General features: G+C 66.9%; 14 protein-coding genes. 9 read left to right on the top strand and 5 right to left on the bottom strand.

Annotation, left to right across the window (positions count from 1 at the left end):
• Positions 1-95 precede the first annotated feature (95 nt).
• Together BST13_RS23560 and BST13_RS23555 are read left to right on the top strand one after the other, a co-directional pair.
• Positions 96-707 carry a TetR/AcrR family transcriptional regulator gene (locus tag BST13_RS23560; protein ID WP_083166421.1) on the top strand — a complete coding sequence of 204 codons (612 nt, stop codon included), beginning with the start codon at positions 96-98 and terminating at the stop codon, positions 705-707.
• On the top strand, positions 704-1,582 hold the full coding sequence (locus BST13_RS23555; RefSeq protein ID WP_083166420.1) for an EamA family transporter: 879 nt from the start codon (positions 704-706) through the stop codon (positions 1,580-1,582). The genes BST13_RS23560 and BST13_RS23555 overlap by 4 nt, the downstream gene beginning before the upstream one ends.
• A gap of 77 nt (positions 1,583-1,659) precedes the next feature.
• Here BST13_RS23555 and BST13_RS23550 read toward each other — a convergent pair whose 3' ends face one another.
• From BST13_RS23550 to BST13_RS23535, 4 genes are all read right to left on the bottom strand, one after another.
• Positions 1,660-2,691, bottom strand: coding sequence for an AAA family ATPase (locus BST13_RS23550; RefSeq protein ID WP_083166419.1), 1,032 nt, complete (start codon positions 2,689-2,691; stop codon positions 1,660-1,662).
• Between the two features lie 11 nt (positions 2,692-2,702).
• Positions 2,703-3,740, bottom strand: a complete 1,038-nt coding sequence (locus tag BST13_RS23545) for an aliphatic amidase (protein WP_083166418.1) — start codon at positions 3,738-3,740, stop codon at positions 2,703-2,705.
• A 28-nt stretch (positions 3,741-3,768) separates the two neighbouring features.
• Positions 3,769-4,398, bottom strand: a complete 630-nt coding sequence (locus tag BST13_RS23540; RefSeq protein ID WP_083166417.1) for an AmiS/UreI family transporter — start codon at positions 4,396-4,398, stop codon at positions 3,769-3,771.
• Between the two features lie 83 nt (positions 4,399-4,481).
• A complete protein-coding gene (locus BST13_RS23535) occupies positions 4,482-5,519 on the bottom strand; it encodes a substrate-binding domain-containing protein (RefSeq protein WP_083166453.1) in 1,038 nt (345 codons plus the stop codon).
• A 226-nt stretch (positions 5,520-5,745) separates the two neighbouring features.
• Between BST13_RS23535 and BST13_RS23530 the strand changes: the two genes are divergently transcribed.
• The 4 genes from BST13_RS23530 to mmsB all read left to right on the top strand — a co-directional run bounded on the left by BST13_RS23530 (position 5,746) and on the right by mmsB (position 9,888).
• Positions 5,746-6,144: a MarR family winged helix-turn-helix transcriptional regulator gene (locus tag BST13_RS23530; RefSeq protein WP_083166416.1), complete on the top strand. Its 399-nt coding sequence runs from the start codon at positions 5,746-5,748 to the stop codon at positions 6,142-6,144.
• Positions 6,145-6,293: 149 nt separating this feature from the next.
• The gene (locus BST13_RS23525; protein ID WP_083166415.1) at positions 6,294-7,814 is read left to right on the top strand and encodes a CoA-acylating methylmalonate-semialdehyde dehydrogenase; all 1,521 of its coding nucleotides are present in this window, start codon (positions 6,294-6,296) and stop codon (positions 7,812-7,814) included.
• Positions 7,815-7,821: 7 nt separating this feature from the next.
• On the top strand, positions 7,822-8,982 hold the full coding sequence (locus BST13_RS23520; protein ID WP_083166414.1) for an acyl-CoA dehydrogenase family protein: 1,161 nt from the start codon (positions 7,822-7,824) through the stop codon (positions 8,980-8,982).
• 33 nt (positions 8,983-9,015) lie between these two features.
• Complete coding sequence (mmsB, locus tag BST13_RS23515) at positions 9,016-9,888, top strand: 3-hydroxyisobutyrate dehydrogenase (protein ID WP_083166452.1); 873 nt, start codon at positions 9,016-9,018, stop codon at positions 9,886-9,888.
• 5 nt (positions 9,889-9,893) lie between these two features.
• On the opposite strand, the gene BST13_RS23510 is transcribed toward mmsB, so the two are convergent.
• A complete protein-coding gene (locus tag BST13_RS23510; protein WP_062828078.1) occupies positions 9,894-10,697 on the bottom strand; it encodes an HAD family hydrolase in 804 nt (267 codons plus the stop codon).
• 119 nt (positions 10,698-10,816) lie between these two features.
• On the opposite strand from BST13_RS23510, the gene BST13_RS23505 reads away from it, so the two are divergent.
• The 3 genes from BST13_RS23505 (at position 10,817) to BST13_RS23495 (ending at position 13,543) form a co-directional block, all read left to right on the top strand.
• A complete protein-coding gene (locus BST13_RS23505; protein ID WP_062827970.1) occupies positions 10,817-11,476 on the top strand; it encodes a response regulator in 660 nt (219 codons plus the stop codon).
• 17 nt (positions 11,477-11,493) lie between these two features.
• Positions 11,494-12,675, top strand: a complete 1,182-nt coding sequence (locus tag BST13_RS23500) for a GAF domain-containing sensor histidine kinase (RefSeq protein WP_083166451.1) — start codon at positions 11,494-11,496, stop codon at positions 12,673-12,675.
• 118 nt (positions 12,676-12,793) lie between these two features.
• The gene (locus BST13_RS23495) at positions 12,794-13,543 is read left to right on the top strand and encodes an SDR family oxidoreductase (RefSeq protein ID WP_083166413.1); all 750 of its coding nucleotides are present in this window, start codon (positions 12,794-12,796) and stop codon (positions 13,541-13,543) included.
• Positions 13,544-13,548: the final 5 nt, after the last annotated feature.

Here is a 13,548-nt window from a genome sequence, read left to right as displayed (position 1 = left end):
TCCGGAGGCCGGTAGTTCTTTTCACGTTTGGAAAATAATGTGCTTCTCCGGCGGCTTGCGCAAGAGAAACCGCGAAATCGGGTAAGGATGAACCTGTGGCACGGCCGAATCGACAAGCAGAGCGACGCGAGGAAATCCTCGACGCCGCCATCGCGTTGATCGAACGCCACGACCTGGCCACGCTGCGGATCGCCGACGTCGCCGCTGAACTCGGGCTGACCGCCAACGCGGTGCGCTACTACTTCAAGGAGATGGACCAGCTGCTCTCCGAACTGGCCCAACGCTCCGACTCCCGGTTCTACGACGAGCGGCTGGCCGTCGTCGAGAACACCGACGACGTGCGTGAGCAACTCGCGCTGACCATCGCCGCAGGCCTGCCAACCGGCCCGGAGGACGCGGAGTGGCGCGCGATCTGGCGGGCGGTGCTGGCCGCAGGCTTCGAGCTCGACCAGCGCCGCGACGTCCAGCACATCTATCACCGGCAGGTGGACCTCTACACCCGCGTCCTCGAGGCCGGCGCCGCTTCGGGTGTGTTCCGGCTGGGTTCACCCGCCCGCGACGCCGCCATGACCCTGATGGCGATGGAGGACTATCTCGGCTACCGCATCGTGGCGCGGGATCCGGAGATCACGCGTTCGACGGCGCTGCGGCTCATGCGCGGGTACGCCGAGCTGGCCACCGGGGCACAGCTGCCGGTCACGGTGTGAGCACCCACTCGCGAGCCCCGCTCGGTGCCGCGTCGTTGGTGGTGATCGCCGCGGTCAGCCAGGAGGTCGGCGCCGCGTTCGCCGTCGGCCTGTTCGCTGCACTGGGGGTCGTTGGCGCGTTGTTCGCTCGTTTCGCGGTGGCCGGCGTCATCTTGTGTACGGTGGTGCGCCCGTCGATCCGCGGCTTGACGCGACGCGCCTGGAGCTCGGCGGCCGCGCTGGCGGCGACGCTGGCCGTGATGAACTTCTGCTTCTATCTGGCGATCGCCCGGATCCCGCTCGGTGTCGCGGTGACCGTCGAAGCACTTGGGCCACTGATCCTTTCGGTCGTGACGAGCACGCGGCGCATAGCGTGGCTGTGGGCCGTCCTGGCCTTTGCCGGCGTCGCGCTGCTCGGCCTTCCGCACGGCGGCGGCGGGCACTACGACCCGATGGGTTTCGTGTTCGCCGCGGCCGCAGGGGCCGCGTGGGCTGGCTACATCCTGGCCTCGGCACGCACCGCGGCCGAGTTCCGCCGCGTCGACGGGCTGGCCCTTGCCACAGCCATGGGAGCGATCGTCGTGGCGCCGTTCGCGATGGTCGCGGTGAATCTGTCCGACGCGCTGCACTGGCATGTCCTCGGTGTGGGCCTTGCCGTCGGCGTGATGTCGTCGGTGATCCCGTACTCGTTGGAGCTGATATCCCTGCGAAGGTTGTCCCCCGCCGCCTTCGCCGTGCTCACCTGCCTCTCACCGGTCACCGCCGCGCTGGCCGGGCTTGTGGTGCTGGGCCAGCAGATCGGCGTGCTCGGGTACGTGGGAGTCGTACTGGTGACCGTCGCGAGCGTCGGCGCGGTCCGCACAGCGCACGCCGGACCTACCGAACCGCTCGGGTAAGTCACCTTTTCCCGCGAGCAGACACGTAGGTCCGCGACACGCCGGTTTTCGGGTACCGCCGTGACTGCTCGCGCCGGTCAGGTGACGGTCAGCTCACCATCGCGCACCTGCGCCTTGAGCGCGACGGGTTTTCGCGACGCCGTGAGAACCGCCCACGCGACCGGTTCGGTCAGCTCGGTGCGGATGGTGCGCCGCAGCCCGCGGGCTCCGTAAACCGGGTCGAATCCCCTGCGCTGCACGAAGTCCACCACGCTGTCGTCGACCTCGAGCGCGACGTCGCGGGCTTTGAGCCGCCGCACCAGGTCGCCGATCTCCTTGCGCGTCACCCGTTCGGCTGTGGTGTCGTCGAATGCGTCGAACACCACGGTTTCGTCGATGCGGTTGAAGAACTCGGGGTCGAAGAACTCCTCGACTGCCCCGCGCACGACACTCTGGTGCGACGCCGCGCGGCGTGCCGGCCACTGCCACCGCTTGCGCCGGGCCCGTTGCCGCGCAGCAACTTCCAGCGAACCCAAATTAGAGGTCAGGAAGATGTAGCTGTTGCGGAACGAGATCTTCTGCTGCCCGTTGGCCAAGCGCAGCTCGCCGGTGTCCAGTACGTGCAGCAGGGCCCGCAGCACGCTGGCGTCGGCCTTCTCGACCTCGTCGAACAACACGATGCCGGGCATATATGGCCCACCTTCGATCTTGGCCCTGTCGAAGAGCGTGAAGGACTCCTTGCTGCCCGCATAGCCGGGCGGCGCACCCGAGAGCGACGCGGCGTAATGTTCCTGCGCCAGTGCGCTCATGTCGATGCGGCACAGATCGTCGGGACCCGTGCGCAGCGCCGCGGCGACCTGGCGGACCAGTTCGGTCTTGCCGACGCCGGTCGGCCCCACCAGCAGCACGCTGGACAGGGGACGACCGGGGTCGGCAACGCCGACATGGGCGATGGACACCGCGCGGACCACCGCGTCGACGGCGTGCGCCTGCCCCAGGATCGCGGCGTTCAGCCGTCGCGAAAGAGCTTCGGGGTCAAAGCCATCCACGGTTTCGGCAGTGGCGGGCTCATCGGCCACTCGGGCAGAATTGCGGTTCTGCTCGTGGTACATATCGGTGAGGAACGGCAATGCGTCGTCTCTCAGGCTTCGGCGGTCTGCTCGACCGGAAGCGATCCGACCCGGCAGTCCGCCACCCCGACCGTGGTCCGGGTGATCGACTCGACCCGCTCCTGGGCTTTCTGCGCGTCGGTCACCCACAGCTTGTAGAACTCGAACGGGCAGTCGGCGACGCCCTTGTCACCATCGCCTGCGGCATGCACCCCGGAGTAGCCGCGGTGCAGCAGTTTGAACAGATGGTTCTGCGATTGGTCGTTCTCCCGGGCATCGCGAATCGCGGACAGCGACAGTTGCGCGTACTGGATGCCGTACTCCTCCTCGCCGGTCTCGCCGAGGGTGCGCCCGTCGAAACCGATGATGGCCGAATGGCCGAAGTAGGAGTAGACGCCGTCGAAGCCGGCCGCATTGGCAACGGCCACATAGCAATTGTTGGCCCACGCCATGGCCTTGGCCATCATGACCTGTTGATCCTTGGCCGGGTACATGTAGCCCTGGCACCGCACGATCAGCTCGGCGCCCTTCATCGCACAGTCCCGCCAGATCTCCGGGTAGTTGCCGTCATCGCAGATGATCAGCGAGATCTTGAGGCCCTTCGGCCCGTCGGTGACATAGGTGGTGTCACCGGGATACCAGCCTTCGATCGGGCACCACGGCAGGATCTTGCGGTACTTCTGCACGATGTCGCCCTTGTCGTCGATGAGCACGAGCGTGTTGTAGGGCGGCTTGTTCGGGTGGTCTTCGTGGCGCTCGCCGGTGATCGAGAAGACGCCCCAGGTGCCGGCCTCCCGGCAGGCGGCCGAGAAGATCGCGGTCTCCTCGCCGGGGATGGTCGCGGCGGTGTCGTACATCTCCTGCTCGTCGTACATGATCCCCTGAGTCGAATACTCCGGGAACACAACGAGATCCATGCCCGGTAGTCCCGACTTCATACCGATGAGCATGTCGGCGATCTTGCGGCAGTTGTCGAGGACTTCGGCCCGGGTGTGCAGCCGGGGCATCTTGTAGTTGACGACCGCGACGCCGACAGTGTCGTTGCTCGACGAGATGTCTCCGTGCCTCATGGTTTTCTCCTTGTCATTGGTTGTTCGATCAGCTGTAGACGGGTTGTGTTGCAGCGGTGTGTGATCGGTGTGAACGGCGCGTACTGAGTGCCTTGGCCGCGATGAACAGCGCGACGAATCCCAGCGCCCAGATGGCCGCGATGCCCGGCGACGTGCGGTAGGTGCCGCTGAGCATGAGGAAGGCGGGCAGCGTGCAGGTCGGCTGGCTCAACAGCACCACGGACCATCCTGTGAATCGGGTCAGCTGATCGCGATGCAGACCGAGCACCAGGAAGAACAGCAGCCACAGCACCGCCCAGCTCAGCCAGATGACCCCGAACACCGGGTCGTGCACCACGGTGAACGACAGCACGGCGTAGACGACGGCACCACCTGCGACGAAGAGCGAAAACCAGCCGATGCCTTCAGGTTCCAGGCCGGCGAGGTTGACGATCCCGACGTAGAGGTAGGTGAACCCGAAGAGGTAGAGGCCCGAGGCGGCCAGGATGGCCGCGGCGTCGCCGTGTGCCAACACGAGCATGATGGTCGGCAACACGCATTGCATGGCTCCGACGAACAGGTTCAACACCGCGGCCGAGCGCGCCGGGACGACGTCCAACAGCATCAGCCCGTTGACGAAAAGCACTGCCCCGACGTAAAGGAGACCGACGCTGCCCACCGGACACCTCCAATTACTTCCAAATGGAATAGATCTATTTGAAAGTAAGTGACGGGCGCCACAGTGTCAACAGACGCAGGCAGTCAGCCGATCAGACTGCCGGGAAGCGTCGTGACGATCTCGAAGTCGACGCCGGCCGCCACGGCCAGGTGCACCGGCTGACTGGTGCGGTGCTCCAGGAATTCCACGGTGCCGCGTGGGCTCTCATAGGCGACGCCGTCCGCCACGGCGTCGATCTCGAGCGGATCCCCGGCCCGCCGGATCATCTCGGCCAGGAAATAGGCTCCCTCGTAACATGATTCGGCCGCGCTTCCCAGTGCCGGAGCGCTCGACCCGTTGACCTCGAGGTAGCGGTCGAGCAGCTCCATCGAATTGCGGCCGATCATCGAGCGGAAGTACGAGGCGGCCACGAACAGCCCCTGTGTGGCGTCGTGTCCACTGGCGATGAGCATGTTCTCGTCCATGAGCGGGCTGAACCGGAGTTTGTCGTCCTGCAGTCCGCGGCGCGCGAATGTCCGGTTGAACTCGACGGCGTCCTGCCCGACGAGCAGCATGAGCACGGCGTCACACCGCGACTGCGCGACCTTGTCGACGAGGCGGTCGATGTCCCCGTGCCCGAGCGCCACGAACGATCCCCCGACCAGATCGAGTGACAGTTCCCGGACATACCGGCGCACCTCGGCCAGCGAGGTGCGCGGCCAGACGTAGTCGTCCCCCACGACGAACCACTTGCGAATTCCGAGGTTGTCGCGCATCCATCGCAGCGCGGGGGCGATCTGCTGGTCGGGAGTCTCACCGCAGCAATAGATTCCGCGTCGACGCTCGCCACCCTCGTAGAGCGCCGGATACGAGTACGGCACCCGGTCGACGACGACGGGCGCCAGCGCATTGCGCACCGACGAGATGTGCCAGCCGCTGACCGCGTCGATACGCCCCTCGTCGATCAGCCGTTTGACGTCGGCGGCAACGGTGGCCGGGTGCGCGCCGCCGTCGATCACTTCGATCTGCACCTCGCGGCCCAGCACACCGCCCGCGGCATTGAGATCGTGGGCCACCAGATCGCCGACGGCTTCGCAGGACGGGCCGAACAGACCGGCGGGCCCCTGCAGCGGCACCACCATTCCCAAACGCCATTCGGCGTCGCGGCCCCGCGTGCGCACGCCTGCGCTCACCCGCGTGTTCCCTTCGACGGTGCCGGGTGCGAGGAGCAAATGGACCGGTGCGCACGCGAGGAGCAATTGGACCGGCAGTCGAGGCGATCAGCTAGAATCATTCCACTTGGAAGTATCCTCGCGTCGGCGGCGCGAGGCAATCGTCAGTTGGGAGGTCGGTCGACCTGTGACAGACATGCTCCCACCTGGCGGCCCGGTCACACCGTCCGGCAGTGACGTCGTGCGGGTGGCCCGCATGATCAGCGCGGTCATCGAGCGTGAGCTCGCCGGCGAGGACCTGACCCTCGACGACTGGCTGGTGCTCGAAGCTCTGGGGGCTTCACCGGGGCTCACGATGGCAGAGTTGCGCGCGCAGACCCTGACGGCCGCCCCGACCCTGACCCGCGTGGTGGACCGGCTAGTGGCCCGTGCCGCGGTGTTCCGGGAGGTCGACGCCGACGACCGTCGCAAGGTCCGCGTCAATCTCAGCAAGCGCGGCGCGGCCCTGCACTCCCGACTGCTGGCGGCTGTCCGCCCGGCCGAGCAGGCGTGGTTCGACGAGCACGGCGTCAGCCCGTGGATGGTGTCGGGCTGACGACGCTTTGCGGCGCGAGCAGCCCTTGAAGCATCAGAACCCTTGCGGTACCAGCCCTTGCCAAACCACGCGACCAATTACTAGGATATGCAAGTATCTCGGGTGTGGCCCGAGTTGCCTCCATTGCGCACAATCCTGGGACGGACGTCATGACTACACAGATTCCCCACTTCATCAACGGCGAGCGGTCCGCGGCCGGGTCGACCCGCACTGCCGATGTGCTCAATCCCAGCACCGGCGAGGTTGCGGCCCAGGTCCTGATGGCCTCTGCGGCCGATGTGGATGCCGCCGTCGCCGTCGCGGTCGAGGCGCAGAAGACGTGGGCCGCCTACAACCCCCAGCGCCGGGCCCGCATCCTGATGCGCTTCATCGATCTGGTCAATCAGAACGCCGACGAACTGGCCCAGCTGCTGTCTCTCGAGCATGGCAAGACCGTCGCCGACTCGCTGGGCGACATCCAGCGCGGCATCGAGGTGATCGAGTTCTCGGTGGGTATCCCGCACCTGCTCAAGGGCGAGTTCACCGAGGGGGCGGGCACCGGCATCGACGTGTACTCGATCCGTCAGCCGCTCGGCGTGGTCGCCGGAATCACCCCGTTCAACTTCCCCGCCATGATCCCGCTGTGGAAGGCAGGCCCCGCGTTGGCATGCGGAAATGCGTTCATTCTCAAGCCTTCTGAGCGCGATCCCTCGGTGCCGTTACGGCTCGCCGAGCTGTTCATCGAAGCCGGTCTGCCCGCGGGCGTGTTCCAGGTGATCCAGGGCGACAAGGAAGCCGTCGACGCGATCCTGACGCACCCGGACATCCAGGCCGTCGGCTTCGTCGGCAGCTCCGACATCGCGCAGTACATCTACTCCACCGCAGCGGCACACGCCAAGCGCGCCCAGTGCTTCGGTGGCGCCAAGAACCACATGATCGTGATGCCCGACGCCGACCTCGACCAGGCCGTCGACGCATTGATCGGGGCGGGCTACGGCAGTGCAGGCGAACGCTGCATGGCCATCAGCGTCGCCGTCCCGGTGGGCGAGGAGACCGCGAACCGGCTGCGCGCGCGCCTCGTCGAACGGGTCAACCAGTTGCGGGTCGGTCACAGCCTCGACCCCAAGGCCGACTACGGACCGCTGGTCACCGAAGCCGCGCTCAATCGCGTCAAGGACTACATCGGCCAGGGCGTCGACGCCGGTGCCGAGCTGGTGGTCGACGGTCGCGAACGGACAAGCGACGAGCTGACTTTCGGCGACGTGAGCCTGGAGGGCGGCTACTTCATCGGCCCCACCCTGTTCGACCACGTCACTCCCGACATGTCGATCTACACCGACGAGATCTTCGGCCCGGTGCTGTGCATCGTCAGGGCCCACGATTACGAGGACGCCTTGCGGCTGCCGACCGAGCATGAGTACGGCAACGGCGTGGCGATCTTCACCCGCGACGGCGATGCCGCCCGGGACTTCGTGTCCCGCGTACAGGTCGGCATGGTCGGCGTCAACGTGCCCATCCCGGTGCCGGTGGCGTATCACACCTTCGGCGGCTGGAAGCGGTCCGGCTTCGGCGATCTCAACCAGCACGGTCCCGCGTCGATCCAGTTCTACACCAAGGTCAAGACCGTGACCGAGCGGTGGCCGTCGGGCATCAAGGACGGGGCCGAGTTCGTCATCCCCACCATGAAGTAGACCCATCGTGGATCTTTTCGAACTGGATGACGACGAACGTGTGATCGCCGAGACGGCGGGCGCGTTCGCCGAAAAGCGCATCGCGCCATATGCGTTGGAGTGGGACGAGACGCACCACTTCCCTGTTGACGTACTGCGTGAGGCGGCCGAGCTCGGCATGGCGGCGATCTATTGCCAGGAGGATGCGGGCGGCAGCGGGCTGCGACGACTGGATGCCGTGCGCATCTTCGAGCAGCTCGCAGCCGCCGACCCGGCCATCGCGGCGTTCCTGTCCATCCACAACATGTGTGCCTGGATGGTCGACAGCTTCGGCACCGAGGAGCAGCGCAAAACCTGGGTGCCGCGGCTGGCGTCGATGGATGCCATCGCGAGCTATTGCCTGACCGAACCTGGCGCCGGATCGGATGCCGCCGCGCTGCGCACCAGGGCAGTCCGCGACGGCGACGACTGGGTGCTCGACGGAGACAAGCAGTTCATCTCGGGTGCGGGCAGCTCGGATGTCTATGTGGTGATGGCCCGTACCGGCGCAGAGGGCCCGAAGGGAATCTCCGCGTTTGTGGTCGAAAAGGACACGCGCGGACTTACTTTCGGCGCACAGGAGCAGAAGATGGGCTGGAATGCCCAGCCCACGGCGCAGGTGATCTTCGACGGCGTGCGGGTCCCTGCCGATGCGCTGCTGGGCGGCACCGAGGGCACCGGGTTCGGCATCGCGATGAACGGACTCAACGGGGGGCGCATCAACATCGCCGCTTGTTCGCTCGGCGGGGCGCAGACCGCGCACGACAAGGCGGTGGCCTATCTGGCCGACCGGCAGGCGTTCGGCGGGGCGCTGCTCGACGAGCCCACCATCCGCTTCGCCCTGGCCGACATGGCCACCGGACTGGAGACGTCGCGAAACATGTTGTGGCGGGCCGCTTCCGCTTTGGACGGCAACCACCCCGACAAGGTGGCGCTGTGCGCGATGGCCAAGCGCTACGTCACCGACACCTGCTTCGAGGTGGCCGATCAGGCCCTGCAACTGCACGGTGGCTACGGCTACCTGCGGGAGTACGGGTTGGAGAAAATCGTCCGTGATCTACGGGTGCACCGCATCCTTGAGGGAACCAACGAAATCATGCGCGTGGTGATCGGGCGCGCGACCGCGGGCCGAGCCCGCAATTCGGCATAAGCGGGCAGAGCCCGCGTGGGATAGGAGTTGCACGTGAGCACAATCGCTTTCCTGGGTCTCGGGCACATGGGCGGTCCGATGGCTGCCAACCTGGTGGCCGCAGGGCACACCGTGCGTGGGTTCGACCCTGCTCCGGCGGCGCAGGAAGCCGCTAAGGCCAACGGTGTCACCATCTTCGGTAGCGGGCCCGAGGCCGTTGCGGGTGCCGACGTGGTGATCACCATGTTGGCCAGCGGCGCGCAGGTGAAGAGCTGCTACGCCGAGGTGCTGCCCGCCGCGACGCCAGGCGCGCTGTTCATCGACAGCTCCACCATCTCCGTCGACGACGCGCGTGAGGTGCACAAGCTGGCCGGCGAGCACGGTTTCAACCAGCTCGACGCCCCGGTGTCCGGTGGCGTCAAGGGTGCGGTGGCCGGCACCTTGGCGTTCATGGTCGGGGGCCCCGACGACGCTGTCGAGGCGGCGCGTACGGTGCTGGAACCCATGGCCGGCAAGATCATTCACTGCGGTGCAACGGGCGCGGGCCAGGCCGCCAAGGTGTGCAACAACATGGTGCTGGCGGTGCAGCAGATCGCTGTCGGTGAGGCATTCGTACTGGCCGAGAAGCTGGGCTTGGACAAGCAGTCGTTGTTCGACGTGATGACGGGCGCGACCGGCAACTGCTGGGCCGTGCACACCAATTGCCCTGTGCCAGGGCCGGTTCCGACCTCCCCGGCCAACAATGATTTCAAGCCGGGGTTCGCCACCGCACTGATGAACAAGGATCTCGGCCTGGCGATGGCAGCCGTTGAGTCGACGGGATCATCGGCGCCATTGGGCACGCATGCCGCGGAGATCTACGCCAAGTTCGCCGTCGACCACGCCGATCTGGATTTCAGCGCGGTGATCGAGACGCTGCGGGGCTGAGCACCCTAGGCGGCCGTCGGGCTGTGCTGCGCCCACCACGAGGCGTGTAGGCGTCGGCAGGTCGCCAACCGCAGCGCGTCGTCCGTGCCCGTGTAATCCGGGCGTACCGCGACTGCCGGGAGGGCCGCGCCCATGTCGGCGCCGACGAGCACGCTGGCCAGCCCCGCTGCGTTCGCGGCCCGCAGCCCGGCGCTCGATCCGGCGACGCCCAGCGCCTCGTGCGCGGACACGCCGAGCTCGGCCAGGGCGTGCTGGTGGGCGGCGCCGTGCCTCGACGAGGTGACGTCGTCACCGGTGACGACGGTTTCCACCAGGCCCTCGCCGACCAGCTGGCGCACCAGCGGCTCGACCCACCGGCGCCGGCCGCTCGACACCACGCCCACGGGTACCTCGGCGGCGAAGGCGTCCATGACCAGGTCGAGCAGACCGGGCCGCGGAGCCAGGCCGGCGTCGAGGATCATCTCGTCGAACATCATGTCCTTGGTGGCACAGATCTCGTCGGCGAGCACCTCGGTGAGCACGTCGCATTCTGGTCCCACGCAGCGCTTGCGGAGCTCGGCAGCGACCCGCTGGCGTTCGTCGTGCAGCGCCAACAGCTGCCGGTACCGCGCCACGCTCCATTCCAGGGGCAGGCCGTGCGCGGCGAATGCCGCGTTGAACACGACCCGATGACCGTCGACATCCAGGTCTGACAGCGCGTCGAGATCGAAGATCACCGCACGCAGCGGGAACGCTCCTGCATCTGTCGGCTCAGGACAGTCCCACCAGAACCGTCCGGCACGCCATGTTTTCTCCTGAGGTGAGGACACCACCTGAGAGTGGCCCACGTCACAAGCCCTGCGCCTCCCCCCTAGGGGTGATTGGGCATGCGAACTTCGTCCGCTGGATGTATCTGCTCCTCGCACGCGCAGCCACATAAGGTGATGCCATGGCGCCCTCCCCAGTGCGCCTTGTGCTGGTCGATGACCACGAAATGGTCATCGAGGGTCTCAAGGCCATGCTCGCCGCGTTCGAAGACCGGGTTCTGGTGGTAGGCCACGCGGTCGGCGCTGAGCGAGCGCTCAGCGTTGTCGCCGAACTGGACCCCGACATCGTGCTGTGCGATGTCCGTATGCAGGGCTCCAGCGGTCTGGATCTGTGCCGCGACCTGCGGGAACGTGATCCGGACCGCAAAGTGGTGATGCTGAGCGTGTACGACGACGAGCAGTACCTGTTCCAGGCGTTGCGGGTCGGCGCATCGGGTTACCTGCTCAAGAGCATCAGCAGCGACGAGTTGGTCCGCCAGATCGAATTCGCCCACGGTGGCGCCACCGCGATCGATCCGGGCATGGCCGCCCGCGCCGCCGACACGGCCGCGCGCTTGCAGCGCGACGAGTTCTGGCCGGGTGTCCGGCAGGGCCTCACCCAGCGGGAGAGCGAGATCCTCTCGTTCGTGGTGGCGGGCCTCTCCAACCGCGGTATCGCCACCAAGCTGGTGATCGGCGAGGAGACCGTCAAGACCCACCTGCGGTCCATCTACCGCAAGCTGGGCGTCAGTGACCGCGCCGGCGCCGTCGCCACCGCCCTACGCGAAGGCATCTACCAATGACCAGTGAATTCGGCCCCATGGTGCTCACCGCCGACCGCGAGCTCGCGCTGCTGCGGGAGCTCATCCAGGCCACCTCCAGCGGCCCCGGCGTAGAGCACCTCGCGGCCGCGGCAGCCCGGATGATCACCGCGGCCACCGCGACCGATGTGTGCTTCGTGCACGTGCTCGACGACTCCGACCGGGCCCTGACGCTGGCCGGCGCCACCCCGCCGTTCGACGCCGAGGTCGGCAAGATCCGGCTGCCGCTCGGGCAGGGCATCTCGGGTTGGGTGGCCAGCCACCGCGAGCCTGTGGTGATCAGCCACGACAAGGAGGCCGATCCCCGCTATCTACCGTTCGAAACGCTGCGCGGACGCGATTTCACCTCGATGGTGTCGGTGCCGATGGAGACCGATCCTGGTGGGCTGGTGGGCGTCCTCAACGTGCACACCGTCAATCGCCGGGAGTTCGGGGAACGCGACGTCGAGTTGCTGGTCGTGATCGGCCGGCTCATCGCCGGGGCGCTGCACCAGGCCCGGCTGCACCGGCAGCTGGTGGCCCGCGAACGGGCCCACGAGAATTTCGTCGAGCAGGTCATCGAGGCGCAGGAGATCGAGCGGCGCCGGCTGGCGGGCGACATCCACGACGGCATCTCGCAGCGGCTGGTGACGTTGTCGTACCGGCTCGACGCCGCGGCACGCGCCGTCGACGACCCCCGCGCGCTGGCCGAACAACTCGACAAGGCACGAGAACTGGTCGACCTGACCCTGCAGGAGGCCCGCGCCGCGATCAGCGGGCTGCGGCCACCCGTACTCGACGACCTCGGCCTGGCCGGCGGCTTGGCGAGCCTGGCGCGCTCCATCCCCGGAATCGATCTCGAAGTCGAACTCGCCGAGACCCGGGTGCCCGACCACATCGAGCTGGCCCTCTACCGGATCGCCCAGGAATGCCTGCAGAACGTGGTCAAGCACGCCGACGCGAGCCGGGCCCGGCTCACGTTCACCTTGGAGGACAACGTGGCCAGGCTCGAAATCGTAGACGACGGAAAAGGTTTCGATACGTTCGAGCATCCGCTGGGCAGTGACGAGATGGGCGGTTACGGCTTGCTGTCGATGGCCGAGCGCGCCGAGATCGTCGGTGGTCGGCTGAACATCCGCTCCCGGCCGGGCGCAGGGACCGCCGTCACCGCAAGCATTCCGCTGCCCGCGGTGCTCGAGTAGACGGATCCGTGCGTCGAGCCGGCGCCCATGCCGCGGCCGCGGCACAACCAGACGATGAGTAATGTTTTCCGGATTGCTTCCCATTGATCGTCTGATTTGACGACCCTACTGTCAAAGCATGAAAACGGTACTGATCACTGGTTGTTCGTCAGGTTATGGACTCGAAACCGCGCGGCACTTCCACACCAACGGCTGGAAGGTCATCGCCACCATGCGTACGCCCCGCGAAGGCCTTCTGCCCGAGTCGGACCGAATTCGGTTGGTGGCGCTGGACGTGACCAAGCCCGAGAGTATCGCCTCGGCGATCGAGCAGAGCGGTCCGATCGATGTCCTGGTCAACAACGCGGGAATCGGAGTGGTCGGCGCGTTCGAACCGATGCCGATGGACACGATCCGAGAAGTGTTCGAGACCAACACATTCGGTGTCATGGCGATGACGCAGGCCGTACTGCCCCAGATGCGCGACCGCGGAGCGGGGGTAGTGGTCAACGTGACCTCGAGCGTGACATTGACGGCGATGCCGCTGGCCGCCGTGTACACGGCCAGCAAGATGGCGATCGAAGGATTCACCGCGTCGCTCGCACTCGAGCTCGCCGCGGTGAACGTGACGGCCAAGCTGGTCGAACCGGGCTACGGGCCGACGACGAGCTTCACCAGCAACGGGGCGTCACGGATGGACGGCCTGATTCCCGAGCCGTATCGGGCATTCGCCGAGCCGGTTTTCGCCGCATTCGGGGAGACCGCCGTCTTCACAGTCGAGTCCGACGTGGCAGAGGCCGTCTATCGCGCCGCGACCGACGATTCCGGCCGCCTCCGGTTCCCAGCGGGCGCGGACGCCGTGGCGCTGGCGGATGCGCAGGCGCGTTAGAACAT

This window comes from Mycobacterium aquaticum, assembly GCF_002086485.1.
Classification (GTDB): domain Bacteria; phylum Actinomycetota; class Actinomycetes; order Mycobacteriales; family Mycobacteriaceae; genus Mycobacterium; species Mycobacterium aquaticum.
The sequence above is the reverse complement of the archived record's forward strand: the minus strand, read 5'-3'. Positions and strand labels throughout refer to the sequence as shown.